The sequence below is a fragment of the Mesorhizobium sp. WSM4849 genome, assembly GCF_055811385.1.
This window is the reverse complement of sequence record NZ_JBVVPW010000021.1, coordinates 91,084-108,355: the sequence shown is the minus strand read 5'-3', so window position 1 is coordinate 108,355 and position 17,272 is coordinate 91,084. Positions and strand designations below refer to the sequence as shown.

The following is a 17,272-nucleotide window of genomic DNA, read 5'->3' as shown; positions in this document are numbered from 1 at the left end:
TTCAAAAAGCTGAACCTATGAAGTAGACCCGTCTTGCTCTGACCCGGAGCCTCTACGATCCCCCAACCGGAGATGATGCCATGACGCTTTCCCGCCGCCATTTCCTCGCCGGTGCCGGCCTGGCCGGCGGCACTCTCCTAGCCAATGTCTCCGTTCCGGCCTTGGCCCGCGCGCCGCTGGTCGACGCCGCAACGCTTGGTGCGCTGCGCCGCAACGTGGGATCGGTCCAGGTTACGGCGCTGCTGGACGGCTACATCGACATTGGTTCCGAGCTGGTCATCGGGCTCGCTGAGGCCGATGCGGAGCGGCTGGCGAGGGCCAGCTTCCAGAAGCCCGGACCGCGCCGCGCACCGGTCAATGCCTATCTCATCAATCTGGGCGACCGTCTGGTGCTCGTCGACGCCGGTACGTCGGACAGCATGGGCCCGTCACTCGGGCGACTTCCGGCCGCTATCGAGGCGGCCGGCGTCTCTCCGGACCAGATCGACACATTGCTGATTACCCACATGCATCCCGACCATATCAACGGCGTGCTGACTCCCGCCGGCCAGGCGCTGTTTCCCAATGCCGAGCTCGTCGTCACCGCCACCGACTACGCCTTCTGGCACGACGACGCGAACATGAACCAGGCGCCGGACGAGGCGAAGCCGTTCTTCATCGGGGCACGCAAGGCTGCCGCCGCTTATGCGGACCGCCTGCGGCAAGTGGACGGCGAGCGTGAGGCGCTCGGCTCGATCCGCACCGTGCCGCTGCCCGGCCACACTCCGGGCCATGCCGGATTCATCGTGGAATCGGGCGGCGAGGCGCTGTTCATCTGGGGCGATGTCGTGCACATGGCGACCTACCAGTTCGCGCGCCCGGACTGGAGCATCGCGTTCGATGTCGATTCCAAACTGGCCGCCGAAACGCGCAAGCGGACGCTCGATCGGGTCGCTGCCGACCGGATGCTGATCGCCGGAATGCATTTGCCGTTCCCGGGTTTCGGACACGTCGCGCGCGACGGCCAAGCCTATCGCTTCGTGCCGGCCGAATGGTCCTATGAACTGTAGTGGCGGCCAGCGCGGGAAGGGGCGGCGTTCCCAGCAGGTACCAGGCGTTAGGTATTAGAACGCGCTGACATAGGCGCCGCCGTCGACCGGTATGTTCTGCCCGGTCAGGTAGCCGGCATGAACCGAGCACAGGAAGGCGCAGATCTGGCCGAATTCCTCCGGCGTGCCGAGCCGCTTGGCCTGAACGTTGGCTGCTGCCTGGGTCTTGCGCACGGCGGCAGCAGCCGGATCTTCGGGGGTGCCGGCTTCATGCGGAGGGCGCAGCCTGTCGGTGTCGATCTTGCCCGGCAGCATGTTGTTGATCGTCACATTGCGGTCGATCACCGTCCGCGCGACGCCGGCCAGGAACGAAGTCAGGCCGGCGCGCGCGCCGGACGACAGATCGAGGCCGGGAATGGGAACATAGACCGACAGCGAGGTGATGTTGACGATGCGGCCGAAGCCGCGTTCGGCCATGCCGTCGATGACAGCCTGAACCAGCTCGACCGGGGTCACCATGTTCTGGGTGACGCCTTCGAGGATCTTTTCGCGGTCGAGTTCGCGGAAATCGCGAAGCGGCGGTCCGCCATTGTTGTTGACGAGGATATCGGGATTGGGACAGGCGGCAAGCAGCGCCTTCTGCACCTCGGGCTTCGACACGTCGCCGACGATTTCGGTCACCTCGACGCCAAATCTTTCGCGCAGTTCGGCGGCGGTCTTCGCCAATTGGTCGGCATTGCGCCCGTTGACGACCAGATCACAGCCGGCCTCGGCCAGCGCCATGGCGCAACCGCGCCCAAGTCCCTTGCTCGAAGCACAGACGATGGCCTTTTTTCCGCGAATACCGAGATCCATGGCGATTTCTCCTCTGATTGGCGCGGCAACCTACTCTTGAGGCTGGACCAATCGCAACCGTCATACGGTTGTTGCATGAATCGGGGCATAGGCTGCACGAGAGCAACGGTGAGAATCCAATGCCTGGCGCAGAGCCCCGCACTTTCCGCAGCATGTTCATCTCCGACGTCCATCTCGGATCGAAGGCGGCGAAGGCCGAGTTCCTGATCGATTTCCTGCGCCATCACGACGCCGATATCATCTATCTCGTCGGCGACATCGTCGACGGCTGGCGGCTGAGACGGAACTGGCACTGGCCGCAGAGCCACAACGACGTCGTCCAGAAATTGCTGCGTAAGGCGCGCAAGGGCGCTAGCATCACCTACATCGCCGGCAATCACGACGAGTTCGCGCGCCAGTTCCAAGGCGTGCATTTCGGCGGCATCGTCGTCGCCGACCGCGCCATTCACGAGACCGCCGACGGCAAACGTCTTCTTGTTATCCATGGCGACCAGTTCGACACTGTCGTCCACAATGCGCGCTGGCTGGCCTATCTTGGCGACTATGCCTACGACGCGGCCATGCTCGTTAACCGCGTGGTGACGCGGCTTCGCCAACTGCTTGGCCTGCCTTATTGGTCGTTTTCGTCCTGGGCCAAGGTCAACGTCAAAAAGGCGGTGAATTTCATCGGCTCGTTCCAAACGATGCTGACCGAGGAAGCGCGCCGCTCGCATGTCGACGGCGTGATCTGCGGGCACATCCACCATGCCGCGATCGAAAATTATGAGGACGTGCAATACATCAACACCGGCGATTGGGTGGAGAGTTGCACCGCGGTGGTCGAGCATTTCGACGGCCGGATGGAGATCCTGCACTGGGCGCACGTCCTGCCGGAGGCTCCGGTCGGCAGCGAAGTGCTCGTGCCGATCGACATCAAGGGCAGGGCAGTCCAGGCTGCCTGACCAAACCCGACCTCACCTCGCTTTAATCGATTAGTCCAAGCGGTTCCGCCGACTTTTTCAGCATGTTATGGATTTGGCGTGCGCTGCAGGCCGACTCGGCTGAACGCTGCGCCGACGGATTGCCTGTTGATGTCCTCCCTGCCGCCGCTTTCACCCGAACAGCTCGTCAAGCCGCGTCATTTCGAACTGCGCATGGGCCTGATTTTCTTCACGCTTTTCGTGCCGCTCGGAATGCATTTGCCATATTTCCCGCTGTGGTTGCAGGCAGAGGGTTTCGATGCCGAGCAGATAGCGGTCATTCTCGCAGCACCAATGTTCCTGCGCGTGGTGACGACGCCATTGCTTACAGCACTGGCCGACAGGGCGAGCGACCGCGCCCATGTCTATGTCGCGCTGGTGGCCGCATCTGTGGCTGCGTCCGCCGGTTATTTCCTGACGCCGACCTACGCCATGGTGCTCACCGTTTCGCTGGCGCTCACCGTGGTCTGGACACCGCATTCGCCGATTGCCGATTCGCTGGCGCTATCGGGTGTGCGCCGCTTCGGCTCCAACTACGCAAGCATGCGCAAATGGGGATCGATCTCCTATCTGTGCGCAAATCTTGCGGGCGGTTTCATCCTGTCGGCGACCGGCGCCCAGGCTGTTCCGATGATCATCTTCGTGGCGTTTGGCGCCGCGCTTGTCGTCGGATTGATCGCGCCGCGGCTCGGCCGTCCGCGCCGTGCCTCGCCGCTTTCGGCGGCCGACATCCAGCAATCGGCGCCAAAACTCCTCAACGCCTATTTCCTGTATTTCTCCATCGGCGTCGGCGTCATCACCGCCAGCCACGCGTTTTTCTACGGCTTCGTCTCGATCTACTGGAAATCGATCGGCATCGGCGATCAGGTTGTCGGGTTGCTTTGGGGCTGGGGTGTGGTGGCCGAGATCGGCATGTTCATGGTCTTTACCCGGGTTTTCGGCTCCTTCTCGGTCGTGTCGATCATGGTGATGGCCGGGATAGGCGCGATCATGCGCTGGATTGCCTTCCCCATGATCTGGCCGCTCGGCCTCGGCATTGCCGGATTCTTCGCTGTCCAGACGCTGCATGCGGTCTCCGTGGCGCTGGTTTTGATCGGCCTGCAGAAAATGATCGGTGAGACGGTCGCGGAGGAACGCACCGGGGCCGCGCAAGGCATCGCCTATTTCTCCAACGGCTTTTTCACGGCCGTGGTGACGCTCATGTCCGGGCCTCTGTATGACCGCTTCGGCGTGGGTGGTTTTTTTGCCATGGTTCCGATCGCCTTGGTCGGCCTTGTACTGATCGGGTTTGCCGCGCGTTCAGCCCCACAGCGCCGCATCGGGCGGTGACACCAGTGAACCTTGGTAGACGAGACCGGGAACACGGTCGCGGGCAAGCAGCAGCGGCCCGTCGAGATCGACGAAATCGGCATCCTGCGCCAAGAGCACGGCCGGCGCCATGGCCAATGACGTGCCGACCATGCAGCCGACCATGACGCCAAAACCCAGTTCGCGGGCGCGATCGCGAAGGACGAGAGCAGCGGTCAAGCCGCCTGACTTGTCGAGCTTGATGTTGACGGCATCGTAAAGGCCGACAAGCGAGGCAAGGCCCCCTGCCTCATGCACACTTTCATCGGCGCAGATCGGCACCGGATGCGCGATGTGGCGAAGGATGCCGTCACGGCCCGCCGGCAGCGGCTGTTCAATCAGGGCGATGCCGTATTCGGCGGCAAAGGCGAGATTTGCAACGATGTTGTCGTCGCTCCAGCCCTCATTAGCGTCAAGGATGATGCGGCCCGCCGGTGCCGCCTCTCTAACCGCACGGATACGGGCCATATCGTTGTCGCCGCCGATCTTGACCTTGAGCAGCGGGCGCTGGGCGTTGGCGCGGGCCTGGGCTGCCATCGCTCCAGGCTCACCGAGCGACAGAGTGTAGGCCGTCTCAAGCGCCCTCGGCGGAACCGTGCAGATGCTGAAAGCGACCGGCTTGCCTGTGATCTTCGCCTCCAGGTCCCATAGCGCGCAGTCGACGGCGTTGCGCGCCGCGCCCGCCGGCATGGCGTCGAGCAGCGCGGCCCGGCTGATGCCGCCTTGAATCTGCTCCCGCATCGCCTCGATCGCATCGCGCACACCGTCCATCGTTTCGCCATAGCGTTTATAGGGAACGCATTCGCCGCGCCCGCTATGGTTGGCTTGGCTGATCGTCACTGTGATAACCTCGGCCTCGGTCTTCGAACCGCGCGAAATGGTGAAGGTCCCGGCGATGGGAAAGCGCTCGGACTCGACCGAAATGACACGCGCCATATTTTTCTGCTCCGGCTGTGCGACAACAAGCTTGTCGGCAAATCGACAGGTGGGTTCCGTCAGGTTAAACAGATGGCCCGTCAGGCTAAACAGGACGCCATGTTGACGATCCGCAAACGCTTCGCAAGCGGCAAGACCGCCAAGGAGGCCGACCACCAGCCACGCGTCGCGGTCGGTGAGGAGGGCGGCGTTCTCGGCTGCGCCTTCTCCGGAAACTGGACGACGCGCACCGTGACGCTGGTCGACGCCGAGATGCGCAAGATCGAGAAGCGCAGCGGTTTCCAGACGCTGGCGATCGACCTTTCGCGTATCGAGAAGATGGATACCGCCGGGGCCTGGGTGATCGACCGTCTGGTTAGCGCCTTCGAAAAGAAGGGTGTGGAAATCACGGTGCAGGGGCAAAGCGAGATTGCCTCGATCCTGCTCGGCGCCGTCGGTGACGCGGTTCGACGCGAACCTGATTCCGGCACCGCTAGGCCGCCGAATATCATCATTCGCGCGCTTGAGGCGGTTGGCCGGCGCGTCTATGAGATGCGTGACGATTTCCTGGCCGCGATGAACATACTGGGCGCCACGATACGCGGCTCGCAGATGAAGCTTGGCCGCGGCCATGCGGTCAATCCGGCGGCGATCTTCAACCAGATGGACCGCATGGGCGTCGGCGCCATCCCGGTGGTCGTGCTGATGTCGGCCATCGTCGGGGCGATCGTCGCTCAGCAAGGCGCCTATCAGCTCAGCTATTTCGGCGCCGATATCTTCGTCGTCGACCTGGTCGGCGTGCTGATCCTGCGCGAGCTCGGCGTGCTGATGACCGCGATCATGATCGCCGGCCGATCGGGCAGCGCCATTACGGCTGAAATCGGCTCGATGAAAATGCGCGAGGAGGTCGACGCGCTGAAGGTCATCGGGCTCAATCCAATCGGCGTGCTGGTGTTTCCGCGGCTGGTCGCGCTGGTGATCGCACTGCCTTGCCTGACGATCATCGCCAATTTCGCCGCACTTGGCGGCGGCATCGCGGCGGCATGGCTCTATTCCGACATCGCACCGGCCGCCTTCATCGACCGGCTGCGCGTCGCCATCGATCTCAGCACCATCTTTGCCGGGCTGATCAAGGCGCCGTTCATGGCCATGATCATCGGCACGATCGCCTCGGTCGAAGGCATGAAGGTTGGCGGCAGCGCCGAATCGCTGGGACAACACGTGACCGCTTCGGTGGTGAAGTCGATCTTCGTGGTCATCATCCTCGATGGGCTTTTCGCCATGTTCTATGCGGCGATCGAGTTCTGACATGGCGACGCAGGGCAGCACAAAGGCGACTGGGGTTGCGGAAAGGGCCGACGAAGACGAGATCGTGCTTTCCGCGCACGACATCACCGTGTCCTTCGGCGACAAGGTCATTCTCGACAGGTTGTCGCTCGATATCAGGCGCGGCGAGATCCTCGGCTTTGTCGGCGCCTCCGGTGCCGGCAAGTCGGTTCTCCTGCGCACCATCCTCGGCCTGGTACACAAGCAGTCGGGAACGATCAAGCTGTTCGGCGTCGATGTCGAAAAGGCGAGCGAGAGGGAGCGTCTTCGCATCGACATGCGCCTTGGCGTTCTCTTTCAGCACGGCGCGCTGTTTTCGGCGCTCACGGTTCTCGAAAACGTGCAGGTGCCGATGCGCGAATATCTCGATTTGCCGAAAAAGCTGATGGACGAGCTGGCGATGCTCAAGGTCGAACTGGTCGGGTTGCCGCCGGATGCGGCGCAGAAATTCCCGTCCGAGCTTTCCGGCGGCATGATCAAGCGTGCGGCGCTGGCGCGCGCACTGGCGCTCGACCCCGACATCGTGTTCCTGGACGAGCCGACATCCGGCCTCGATCCGATCAGCGCGGCTGAGTTCGACGAACTCGTCGTCAAGCTGCGCGATACCATGGATCTGACCGTGTACATGGTCACGCACGATCTCGACACGCTGTTCACCGCTTGTGATCGGGTGGCCGTGCTCGGCAACAAGAAAGTGCTGGTCGAAGGCACGATCGACGACATGCTCAGAAGCGAGGAACCCTGGGTGAAATCCTATTTTCGCGGAAAACGTGCGCGGCAACTTGATCTTGCGGCCCGCGCGTAGCCATAAGTGGATAAATGGAAACCAGAGCCAACTACGTCATTGTCGGCATTTTCACGCTAGCTGCGATCCTGGCAGCATTCGCGTTCGTCTATTGGACGGCCGCGATCGGCGAGAGGGGTGAGACGGCGATGCTGCGGGTGCGCATTCCGGGATCAGCTTCCGGTCTCGGCCGCGGCAGTTTCGTGCTGTTCAACGGCGTCAGGGTTGGGGATGTAAGGCGAGTCTATATTGACCTCGCCAATCCGACCGCCGCCATAGCCGAAGCCGAAATAGGCCGCACGACGCCGATCACCAAATCGACGCAGGCCGATATCGGCCTTGCTACCCTCACCGGTCAGGCCAATATCGAACTCAGGGGCGCCGACCTCAAGGAGGTCAACCTTCTCGACCAGGCGGATGCGGAAGGCCGCGTCGCCGAGATCGTCGCCAACCCGTCGGCGGTCACCAACCTGTTGCAGACGGCGCAGAACATCTTTACCCGCGCCGATACGGTTCTCACCCAGCTCGAAGGCTTCACCAGGGACGTTCGCGGGCCGCTGACGCAGACCGTCAACAATGTGCAGACCTTCTCCGACGCGCTGGCCAAGAACTCCGACGGCATCGACAAATTCCTCGCCAGCGTCAGTTCGCTGTCGGACGAATTGAGGGGCGTCTCGGGCAAGCTCGACGGTACGCTGAAGGCGGCGGAAGGGCTGCTCAACGCCGTCGACAAGGATCAGATCAGGAGCATCGTCGCCAATGTCGATACGGTGACCGAGAACCTGAAGGAAACCAGCAAGCAGTTCGACACGGTCGTCAGGAATGTCGACACCGCGGTGGGATCGATCAACGATTTCGCCCAACGGACGCAAGGCACGCTGGCCAAGGTCGACGGCGTTCTCGACGGCATCGACCCGGCACAGGTTCGCACCGCGCTGGCCAACATCCAGAAGGCCAGCGAAAACGCCAACGAGGCTGCCGCCGACGTCGCCAAGGTCACCAGCAAATTCGCCAACCGGGCCGACGATATCGACCAGACGATCAAGGACGCGCAGCAACTGGCGGAGCGTCTCAACGACGCTTCGGTGCGCGTCGACGGCATCCTCGCCAAGGTCGATACATTGCTCGGCTCAGGTCAGGCCGACGGCATGATAGCCGATGCCAGGAATACGCTGAGATCGTTCAAGCAGGTCGCCGACACGCTGAACGCCCGCCTCGGCACCATCACCGACAATCTGGCGCGATTCTCCGGCCAGGGCCTGCAGGACGTCGAAGCGCTGGTCCAGGACAGCCGCCGTTCGATCAGCCGCATCGAAGAGGCGGTGACGGATCTCAGCCGCAATCCGCAGCGGATCCTGTCAGGCGGCGAAGGCGAGGTCCGGCAATTTGACGGCAGGGCGCGGCGTTGACTTCGGCTTTCGCCCGCCCCAAGAACAGCAGGCAAGTGCACTGCGGAAGCGGATTGCTCATACGATTCGGGGACAACGGGGATCGCGTGTGAAGTCGGTGGTGCTTAAATTGGGCGGGCTCAAAGCGGGTGTGGCATTGCTTACGCTTTCGCTAGCCGGTTGCGCGTTTTTGCCGGGCGGCGGGCCGGCGCCCCTGGACACATTCGAACTGTCGGCGCCGCCGCTCGATGCGCGCGGCCGCAGCCGCCGCCAGATCCTCATTGCCCAACCCTCCGCGCTCAAGGCGCTGGACAGCCAGAACATCGTTATCAAACCGTCTGTGCGTTCGATCCAGTACCTCAAGGGCGCGCAATGGGCCGATCGGCTGCCGCTGATCGTGCAGGCGCGGCTGGCAGAGACATTCCAGCGCTCGGGCAGCTTCGCCGGTGTCGGCAAGCCGGGCGAGGGGCTGGCGATCGACTATCAGGTGATCGTCGAAGTCCGTTCCTTCGAAGTCCGGGTTGACGGCGGCGAACATGCCGAGGTCGAGCTGTTCGTGCGGATACTGAACGACCGCAATGGCGAGGTGCGCGCCTCGAAGAGCTTTACCGCGACCGCGCCCGTCTCCGGCGGCGGCAACCAGGCCTATGTCGGCGCGCTCGACCGCGCATTCGGCGATGCCGCCAAGGACATCGTCCGCTGGACCGATTCGGTGATCTGACACAGCCGGAACTGCCGGGCGCAGCTTAGGATCAAACTCAATCATCTGGCTGCCGCCAATGGCCGAGACGGGTGGGGAACTGCCGTCCGTTTCGACGACTGGAACGAGCAGGGAGCGCCAATTACCGACCTTCCCGGCGCTTCTCCAAAGCCGCCCTTCGCGCTACAGCTTTGAATCGACCCCCTTTCGGACGTAGACAGTGACTTGCATGAAGGTCTGATTTGGCTACGGCGAGCGGCTTTGTGGGCGATGGAAAGCCGCAACGTTCGCCTGCTTCGCCGCGGAGACGCTGCGTGTTCCGCCGGGGACATAGCGCCAGCAAGCAAGCTCCGGATCCGCTGCCTTGCCTCCCGCAGCGACGACGCCCAGAGCTCCAGCGTCTCGATCGAAACGCCCGTCATCCATGATCTCCGAATCATGGCGACCCATCGATTCAGCAACCAGAAAAGAACGCAGCTGCAACGCTAGGACGCGTCGGTGGAGAATTTGTGTATCGTAGTCGACTTCAGCGTTTCGCCCGGTTTCAGCACCGTCGTTGGAAATGACGGCTTGTTCGGCGAATCCGGGAAGTGCTGCGTCTCAAGGCAGAAGCCGTCGGTCTGGCGGTATTGCTGACCGGCCGCGCCGACGAGCGTCGAATCGAGGAAGTTGCCGCTGTAGAACTGGACGCCGGGCTCGGTGGTCGAGATCTCCATGATCCGGCCCGAGCGCGGCTCGTAGACTCGGGCGGCGAGCGAAAGTCCACCACCCGACCGGTTCAGCACGAAGTTGTGATCGTATCCGCGGCCATAGGCCATCTGTGGGTCGTTCGAGCGGATGCGTGCGCCGATCGGCGCCCCTTGGCGGAAGTCGAACGGCGTGGCGGTCACGGAGGCGAGCTGCCCGGTCGGGATCAAGGTCGCATCGACCGGCGTGTAGCGATCGGCGTTGATCGTGAGGATGTGATCGTCGATCCCACCCGTGCCGTCGCCGGCGAGATTGAAGTAGGAATGACTCGTGAGATTGACCACGGTTGGTTTGTCGGTCGTCGCCTCGTAGTCGATGCGCAGCTCGTTGTCGTTGGTGAGGCTATAGACGACCTGGACCGTGAGCGTGCCGGGATAGCCTTCCTCGCCATCCTTGCTCGTGTAGTTGAGCCGCGCTGCGGCGCCGCTGACGCTGCTCAGCGGTTCGACCGCCCAGACGACCTTGTCGAAGCCTTTCGTGCCGCCGTGCAGGCTGTTCGGCCCGTTATTGGCGGCGAGTTGGTATTGCGTGCCGTCGAGCGTGAACTTCGCGCCGCCGATGCGATTGCCGTAGCGCCCGATCAAGGCGCCGAAATAGGGGTTCATGGATTCGTAGTCGGCGAGTTCCTTGAAGCCGAGCACGACGTTGTCGAGCTTGCCCCAGCGATCGGGCACATTGATCGCCGTGATGATACCGCCATAGGCGATGAACTTGACGGACGCGCCCCTGTCGTTGGTGAGCGTGTAGAGATCGACGGCTTTGCCGTCCTGCGTGTTTCCGAATGGGGTCTTGTCCACAGAGCCAGCGCCGGCGCTCGTTCCCGTCAGCAGCACGCCCATGCCGAGCACGGCCGCGCCGAGCACTGACCTATGCCAGGTACGCGACCTGTTTGGTTCGATCGGCGTCATGGTTTCCTCCCTCGATAGGCCTCTTCGCCGGCGGCTTCTGACGAGCCGCCTGAAAGACCAATTCTAAACTCATCGGGCTATCAAGGTAAGCGCGTCCTGGTAGAGATTGTACAATAGCACCGTGCTTGAAAAGCGTGTGCCGGATACCGCCGGTCGCATCAGCTCATTGCCTGATCAAAATTGCCGTCGGTGCATGAATCGCAGGACGGGGAATCCGCCTGATTCCCGACTTCGATCTTGCTGCTAGTTGGTGTCGCAAAGCCACCCGATTGAGACGTAGAACGCGCCATGGCGGTGAAATCCGAGCCGATGCCCCGGCCGGCTCGGTTGCGCTATTTCCGGACCAACATCGAGGCGACCCTGTCGGTCGCCTCTCCTACTCGTTGGCCGAAGCGTCGCGTTTCTTGGGCCATTCCCGGCTGCGGCCGGTGAGGCGCCGCGCCCTGGACATATTCTCGACGGAAAAACGCCTCGAAGCGCCCGGGAACCGACCGATTGGGAACAATCTTACCTGTTTCAAGGTTGGAGATGCGCAAGGGACTGCTCTACGGAATCGTTGTCCAGATGAAACGCCATTTTCGGATTGTTTTGGGTGCCGTGGTCGGCCTCACATTGACACCTGCTCCGCTTCCCGCACTTTCGCGCGACGCCCAGCCGCGCGCCGCACCCCTCATTCTGGCCCAAACCCAGTCTCCCGAAGAGGAAGAACTGCTGCGCAGGAAGAAAAGAGAGGGGGCCAAACGCGACGAGCAGCGGGCTCCCCGGGCAGAAAGGCCGGCGCAGCGCGAGCGGGCCGAGCGGCCTGCGGCGCGGGAGCGCGAAGCCGTCAAACGGCGTACCGCCGAACCCGAGCCCGCGATCACCGAGGAGCGCCTGAAGAGGCGCAAGGAGCGCGAAGCCGTCAAACGGCGTGCCGCCGAACCCGACGCACCCGCGATCACCGAGGAGCGCGTGAAGCGGCGCAAGGAGCGCGAGGCCGCCAGACAGCGTGCCGCCGAACCCGAGCCCGCCATCACCGAGGAACGCCAGAAGAGGCGCAAGGACCGCGAAGCCGTCAAACGGCCTGCCGCCGAACCCGAGCCCGCGATCACCGAGGAACGCCAGAAGCGGCGTAAGGAGCGCGAAGTCGTCAAACGGCGTGCCGCCGAACCCGAGCCCGCGATCACCGAGGAACGTCTGAAGCGGCGCAAGGAGCGCGAAGCGGCGATGCGTCGTCCCGAAAACGCCGCCAGGCTCTTCGACAGCGCCAAGGAAAAGCCGGTGAGGCGCAAGCCGGGCAGCGCCGAGCCGGACCAGCCCGCTCGGGCCAGGGCCGAGCGGCTGCCCGAAAGCGACGCCGCGGCGCAGGCGCGAGCCTCGACAGATCCAGTGCAAATCGGCTCCGTCATCTCCGAGAAAGGCCGCCGGATCGAACGCCCGGGCAGGGAGCGTCCCGAGGTTCCGGAGGGCGCGGAACTCGTGCGCGAGGTTAACAACCGCTTCATCTTCCGGACCAACAACACCTATTTCATCGAGCGGCCCCGCGAGGAGCGCTTCATCATCGACGCGCGCGAGGTCTACTACGAGGAACTGCCGCGCAGCCAGCAGCGCGAGGTTGTGGTCCGTCCCGATGGGACGCGGATCGTCACGATCCGCAACCGCTGGGGAGACGTCGTCCGCCGCGTGAAGATCCTGCCCGACGATCGCGAGATCGTCCTCGTCTATGTCGAAGACGACTATTACGACGAGGTGCTGGAATGGCGCGATCCCGGCCTCGACCTGCCGCCGCTCGACCTCGACATTCCGGTTCGCGACTACATACTGGACGCGGAATGGGTTGAGGACCCCGAGGACTACTATACGTTCCTCGACCAGCCGCCGGTCGAGCAGGTGGAGCGCACCTACTCGCTTGACGAGGTCCGGCGTTCGGCGCGAATCCGCGACAAGGTCAGGCGCATCGATCTCGACATCATCAATTTCGAGTTCGGCTCGGCCCAGATCCCGGAGAGCGAGATCGGCAAGCTCGAAGGCGTCGCCGAGGCCATGCAGCGCCTGCTCAAGGAGAACCCGGGCGAGACCTTCCTGATCGAGGGCCACACCGATGCGGTCGGGGCGGAGGTGGCGAACCTGGCGCTGTCGGACCAGCGGGCCGAGGCGGTGGCGACCGCGCTGACCAACGTCTTCGACATCGCGCCCGAGAACATGGAGACGCAGGGCTATGGCGAGCAGTATTTGAAGGTTGAAACCCAGGAGCCCGAACGCGAGAACCGGCGCGTCGCGATCCGCCGCATCACGCCGCTGGTCGCACCCGTGGCGAGCTCCGAATAGGCCCCCACGCTTGTTTTGAGCCGGCTGGGCAGGTAGCGCCAGGCTCACCATTGCAAGCCCGCTCATATACCCCCGCGTATCGAGCGGGCCAAATAGGCGACACGCATCGAGCTCGGTCAAGATCCGCTTTCGCCACCTCTTGCGACATTGAGGTCGAAATCGAGTAACAAATGGATTGGGTCAAAGCGGTGAGTTCCACTGGAGGTCCCTATCTGGGAGAAAATTTGGGCCTGGAATGTCCGACTAGGGTCATGGGCGTGAATTCGGCAGGGTCGAACGAACTTCCGCAACGGGTCGAAAGCGGTCGCAGAGAGCCCTACATGAAGGTCTGCGGCCCCGGTTCCAAAAACCTCAGAACTTGTGTCGGATTGGTCAAGACCGGTTCGTCCTTGGGCATGGAACGACATCACAAGGATAAATGATATGCCCGGTACCGTACGCCTGCACCGCGTTCTGGCAACCAGCCCAGAAAAAGTCTATCGCGCATTCGTTGAGGCGGACGCGCTCGCGAAATGGCTACCGCCCAACGGCTTTACCTGCACGGTTTATCATCTGGAACCCAAAGTCGGCGGCACATTCAAAATGTCGTTCCGCAACTTCACAACGGACAAAAGCCATTCGTTTGGCGGCGAATATGTCGAGCTCGTTCCGGGCGAACGCCTGCGCTATACGGACAAGTTCGACGATCCTAACTTGTCCGGTGAGATGCAGGTGACGGTGATATTGAAGAAAGTATCAGTCGGCACGGAACTGGATATCACGCAGGCAGGTGTTCCGGACGCCATTCCAGCTGAGGCTTGTTATCTCGGTTGGCAGGAGTCGCTGCGAAACCTGGCAAGGCTCGTCGAACCGGAGATCAATCAATAGAGCATCATCCCCGAGGACGCGGGACGGCATGAACAAGGCGGGAAATTTTCCCGCCTTTTCGGTCACTATCGCCTGATCAATGCAGGCGGCCGCTGGCGTGTGCAAGCATCGTATAGACCTTGCCGGTGTCCGACGTCAGGTAGGTCTGCGCCATCATGTTGTCGCGGTCGTTGCGCGACACGTCCTTGAGCAGTTTTTCGAAATCGTCGCAGTAACGGTCGACGGCGGCGCGGAACTCCGCCTCCATCTGATATTTGCGACGGATCTCGTCGAAAGTCTGCTGACCCTTCAATGTGTAGAGACGCCGCGTGAACACGTCGCGCTCGCCGCGCCGGTAGCGGTCCCACAGCTCGATCGAGGCGTCGTGATCGATGGCGCGGGCGATGTCGACGGAAAGCGAGTTGAGCGACTCCACGACATGAAGCGGCGAGCGCTGGGCAGGGGCCGAGCGTGGCGCTTCCGAAGGTGCCGCGGGCTTGGCGCCCTCTTCGCGCGATGCCCCGGTCAAGAGATCGCGCACCCAGCCGCCCTGCGGCGTACGGCCATTGGGGTCGCGCTGGCGCGGCGCCGTCTCAGCCGGGCGTTCCAGGTCGAGCGTGCCGCGCAGTGCGGTGTCACCCGATGGCGCCTGCGGGCCAAGAGGCTCCGGTTGCGGGCCTGGAGGACGGCCCTGCGGCTCAGCGGCGCGCGCGGCAGGCGCTTGCGGCGCAGGACGCAGGTTGCGCGGCTCCGAGGAGTCGGTGTTGCGGCCCGATTTCGCAACGATATCCGAAAGTTCCTTCAGCGCGTTGATCTGCTCGGAAACGGCGCGGCGGATGGCCGTGGTCGATTCCTTTGCCTCTTCCGGCATCTCGATGACGCCCTTCTTGAGCTCGGCGCGGGTGAGGTCGAGCTCGCTCTTGATCGAGCCGGCGGTGCGCCGCATCTCCTCGGTCGCGTCGGCGAAGCGCTTCGTTGCCGAATCGACGACGTCGGAGATGGCGGTACGGATCTTGTCCGCCGACTCCAGCGTCTTGCCTTCGGCGTTCTGCAACGTCTGGCCGACCAGATCCTCGAACGAGCGCATGACCTTTTCGAGATCCTCCGACTTCTTGACCAGGCCGACGGCGAGGTCCTCCAGCGACGATTGCCTTTCCAGCGTGTGTTCGAGGTTGCTCTGGGCCGAGCTCAACAGATCCGAAGCACTGGACAGCAATCGGCTGTGCTCGTCGAACTTGGTGGCGATCGAGGCAACCTCGCGCAAGGTCGCGGATGACAGCTCGGTAAGCCGTGTCGTGTTCGAATCGACCAGGCGTGCCGAACTGGCGAAGGTCTGCGCGGCTTTCTCCGTCGTCGCCGCAAAGCTTTGCGTGCTGCCGGTCAGGCGTTCGTCGACCTGGCCGAGATTGGCCGCCGCCTGCTCGATCAACTGACCAAGCTGCGAGCTCGAGGTGCTCATACGGCCGATAAGATCGGCGACACTGTCGGCGAGCGTCGAGCGCGCGCCTTCGACGGCCGACAATGTTTCGGCCGTGCGGCTGGCGAGCGCATTGACGAGGGTGGCGTTTTCACTGCGCAGCTTCTCGGTGGCGCGTTCGGTCACCTCTTCCATGCTCTTTTGCAGTTCCGAGCCGCCCAGGGCGAAGCGCTCGACCAGCGGCCGTGCCGTTTCGTCGAGGATTTTCGAGATCTCGGCCGAACGTGCCGCAAGCATGGTGTTGAGCTCGCGGGTGTTGGTGCCGATGGTCTTCGCCGCGTCGTTGGTGCTCTGGCCGATATGCTGGCCGACCGCAGTGAAGGTTTCGGCGATCGAGTTGGCACGCGAAATAAGTTGCGCCTCAGCGGTCGAAACCTGCTCGTTGAGCTTCTGGCCTATCGTTTCGGTGGTGTAGACGAGACGGTTTTCGACGCCGGCAACCTGCTCCTCGACGCGAGCCGCCGCAGCCGCCGCGCTGGATGCCAGGCGCTCGTCGGCGCCGGCGAGCGCCTGCTCGATTTCACGGGCGTGGACGGCCAGTTCCTGACCGGTCTGCCTCGCACGTTCGGCAACCCGCTGCTCGGTGCTGGCAAACGCCCCGACGATGCTGTCGGCATGTTCTCCGATCGTCGACGTGCTGTCGGTGATGCGGGAAACCAGACGGTGATCCGCCTCGTCGAAGATACGGCCGATCTCGGATGCTCGGGCCGCCAGCGCCTCCGAACCTTCGGCGATGCGCGAGATCAGCTGCTGGTCGGCGGCATCGAAAATGCGGCCAAGGTCCGATGCCCGCGCTGCTAGCGCTTCGGCCGATTCGCCGATGCGCACGCCGAGCCGTTCGTCGGCGCCTTCGAAATTGCGCAGGATGTCGCCGGCGCGTGCCGCCAGCGACTGCGCCGTTTCGACCGCGCGGGCAACCAGCTTCTGGTCCGCCGCATCGAATGTACCGGCGATCTCGCTGGCGCGAGCGGCCAGCTGGTCGGCTGTTTCCTGGGCGCGCGTCAGCAAGGAGTTCGATGTGTCGTCGACACGGGCCATGATTGCGCTGGATGTATCCTCGGCGCGGGCAATGAGCGTGCTCGACGTGTCTTCGGCACGTGCGGCGAGGCGGCGGTCCGCCTCCTCGAAGGTGCGGGCGATATCCTCCGCCCTGGCGAGCAAGGCGGCCGAGGTCTGCTCGGCACGTTCGGCGATCTTGCGATCGGCGTCGCTGAACGCCGCGCCTGCCTGCTCATGCAGCGCGCTGGTGACTTCCATGACCTTTTCACGCAGCGCTCCCGCAACGAAGACGGCGCTCTTTTCGAGCACGCTGCGGACGTTGTCGACACCGGTCGACAGCGCGCGCTCCATGGTTGCGGCGCGCTCTTCAATGATGCCGGTCTGGCGGCTGAACGCCTGCTCGATCTTTTCGACGTCTGCGGCAATGGCGTCCGAGATATCGGTGCTTCTGGCGGCGATCTGGTCGATATGGCCGGACAGGGAACGGTCGACTTCCTTGCGCGTATCGGCGAGCTTGGAGAGATCGTCCTCCAGCGCACGGGTCAGCGCGTCGCGGCCTTCGCCCAGTTTGCCGACATGCCCGGCGATGATGTCGTCCACCTCGCTGCGGCTCGTCGCAATTTTCTGCAGGTCTGCTTCCAGCGCACGTCTGAGGATGTCGCGGCCCTCGGCCAGTTTCTCGACTT

General features: G+C 63.3%; 12 protein-coding genes and 1 pseudogene. 9 read left to right on the top strand and 4 right to left on the bottom strand.

Going from position 1 to position 17,272, the window contains the following annotated elements; translation table 11 throughout:
* Positions 1-80: 80 nt before the first annotated feature.
* Positions 81-1,049 carry an MBL fold metallo-hydrolase gene (locus AC0L3L_RS23200; protein ID WP_473639203.1) on the top strand — a complete coding sequence of 323 codons (969 nt, stop codon included), beginning with the start codon at positions 81-83 and terminating at the stop codon, positions 1,047-1,049.
* A gap of 54 nt (positions 1,050-1,103) precedes the next feature.
* On the opposite strand, the gene AC0L3L_RS23195 is transcribed toward AC0L3L_RS23200, so the two are convergent.
* Positions 1,104-1,883 carry an SDR family oxidoreductase gene (locus AC0L3L_RS23195; protein WP_473639202.1) on the bottom strand — a complete coding sequence of 260 codons (780 nt, stop codon included), beginning with the start codon at positions 1,881-1,883 and terminating at the stop codon, positions 1,104-1,106.
* Between the two features lie 119 nt (positions 1,884-2,002).
* Here AC0L3L_RS23195 and AC0L3L_RS23190 point away from each other — a divergent pair, with 119 nt between their 5' ends.
* A complete protein-coding gene (locus AC0L3L_RS23190; protein ID WP_123145761.1) occupies positions 2,003-2,824 on the top strand; it encodes a UDP-2,3-diacylglucosamine diphosphatase in 822 nt (273 codons plus the stop codon).
* Between the two features lie 129 nt (positions 2,825-2,953).
* Positions 2,954-4,171: an MFS transporter gene (locus AC0L3L_RS23185; RefSeq protein ID WP_473639201.1), complete on the top strand. Its 1,218-nt coding sequence runs from the start codon at positions 2,954-2,956 to the stop codon at positions 4,169-4,171.
* Here AC0L3L_RS23185 and dgcA read toward each other — a convergent pair.
* A complete protein-coding gene (dgcA, locus tag AC0L3L_RS23180; protein WP_473639200.1) occupies positions 4,142-5,125 on the bottom strand; it encodes an N-acetyl-D-Glu racemase DgcA in 984 nt (327 codons plus the stop codon). The genes AC0L3L_RS23185 and dgcA overlap by 30 nt on opposite strands.
* 99 nt (positions 5,126-5,224) lie before the next feature.
* Here dgcA and AC0L3L_RS23175 point away from each other — a divergent pair, with 99 nt between their 5' ends.
* The 4 genes from AC0L3L_RS23175 (at position 5,225) to AC0L3L_RS23160 (ending at position 9,323) form a co-directional block, all read left to right on the top strand.
* Positions 5,225-6,412 (top strand): MlaE family ABC transporter permease, encoded by a 1,188-nt coding sequence (locus tag AC0L3L_RS23175; RefSeq protein WP_123145764.1) that lies wholly within the window; start codon positions 5,225-5,227, stop codon positions 6,410-6,412.
* 1 nt (position 6,413) lies between these two features.
* Positions 6,414-7,235, top strand: coding sequence for an ABC transporter ATP-binding protein (locus tag AC0L3L_RS23170; protein ID WP_473639199.1), 822 nt, complete (start codon positions 6,414-6,416; stop codon positions 7,233-7,235).
* A 14-nt stretch (positions 7,236-7,249) separates the two neighbouring features.
* Positions 7,250-8,623 carry an MlaD family protein gene (locus tag AC0L3L_RS23165; protein ID WP_473639198.1) on the top strand — a complete coding sequence of 458 codons (1,374 nt, stop codon included), beginning with the start codon at positions 7,250-7,252 and terminating at the stop codon, positions 8,621-8,623.
* A gap of 109 nt (positions 8,624-8,732) precedes the next feature.
* Positions 8,733-9,323 carry an ABC-type transport auxiliary lipoprotein family protein gene (locus tag AC0L3L_RS23160; RefSeq protein ID WP_473639197.1) on the top strand — a complete coding sequence of 197 codons (591 nt, stop codon included), beginning with the start codon at positions 8,733-8,735 and terminating at the stop codon, positions 9,321-9,323.
* A 464-nt stretch (positions 9,324-9,787) separates the two neighbouring features.
* Here the strand turns inward: AC0L3L_RS23160 and AC0L3L_RS23155 are convergent, their stop codons facing one another.
* Entirely contained in the window at positions 9,788-10,957 is a 1,170-nt protein-coding gene (locus AC0L3L_RS23155; protein ID WP_123145769.1) for an aldose epimerase family protein, read from the bottom strand.
* A gap of 564 nt (positions 10,958-11,521) precedes the next feature.
* On the opposite strand from AC0L3L_RS23155, the gene AC0L3L_RS23150 reads away from it, so the two are divergent.
* The gene (locus AC0L3L_RS23150; RefSeq protein ID WP_473639196.1) at positions 11,522-13,264 is read left to right on the top strand and encodes an OmpA family protein; all 1,743 of its coding nucleotides are present in this window, start codon (positions 11,522-11,524) and stop codon (positions 13,262-13,264) included.
* 423 nt (positions 13,265-13,687) lie between these two features.
* The gene (locus AC0L3L_RS23145) at positions 13,688-14,131 is read left to right on the top strand and encodes an SRPBCC family protein (RefSeq protein ID WP_473639195.1); all 444 of its coding nucleotides are present in this window, start codon (positions 13,688-13,690) and stop codon (positions 14,129-14,131) included.
* Between the two features lie 76 nt (positions 14,132-14,207).
* Here the strand turns inward: AC0L3L_RS23145 and AC0L3L_RS23140 are convergent.
* Positions 14,208-17,272, bottom strand: a pseudogene (locus tag AC0L3L_RS23140) (kinesin); the annotation flags it as partial.

Bases quoted from the DNA above. Each gene is read 5' to 3' on its own strand.
- AC0L3L_RS23165 (WP_473639198.1), top strand. From the start codon at position 7,250: ATGGAAACCAGAGCCAACTACGTCATTGTCGGCATTTTCACGCTAGCT.
- AC0L3L_RS23190 (WP_123145761.1), top strand. From the start codon at position 2,003: ATGCCTGGCGCAGAGCCCCGCACTTTCCGCAGCATGTTCATCTCCGAC.
- AC0L3L_RS23145 (WP_473639195.1), top strand. From the start codon at position 13,688: ATGCCCGGTACCGTACGCCTGCACCGCGTTCTGGCAACCAGCCCAGAA.
- dgcA (WP_473639200.1), bottom strand. From the start codon at position 5,125: ATGGCGCGTGTCATTTCGGTCGAGTCCGAGCGCTTTCCCATCGCCGGG.
- AC0L3L_RS23185 (WP_473639201.1), top strand. From the start codon at position 2,954: ATGTCCTCCCTGCCGCCGCTTTCACCCGAACAGCTCGTCAAGCCGCGT.
- AC0L3L_RS23175 (WP_123145764.1), top strand. From the start codon at position 5,225: ATGTTGACGATCCGCAAACGCTTCGCAAGCGGCAAGACCGCCAAGGAG.
- AC0L3L_RS23195 (WP_473639202.1), bottom strand. From the start codon at position 1,883: ATGGATCTCGGTATTCGCGGAAAAAAGGCCATCGTCTGTGCTTCGAGC.
- AC0L3L_RS23170 (WP_473639199.1), top strand. From the start codon at position 6,414: ATGGCGACGCAGGGCAGCACAAAGGCGACTGGGGTTGCGGAAAGGGCC.
- AC0L3L_RS23150 (WP_473639196.1), top strand. From the start codon at position 11,522: ATGAAACGCCATTTTCGGATTGTTTTGGGTGCCGTGGTCGGCCTCACA.
- AC0L3L_RS23200 (WP_473639203.1), top strand. From the start codon at position 81: ATGACGCTTTCCCGCCGCCATTTCCTCGCCGGTGCCGGCCTGGCCGGC.
- AC0L3L_RS23155 (WP_123145769.1), bottom strand. From the start codon at position 10,957: ATGACGCCGATCGAACCAAACAGGTCGCGTACCTGGCATAGGTCAGTG.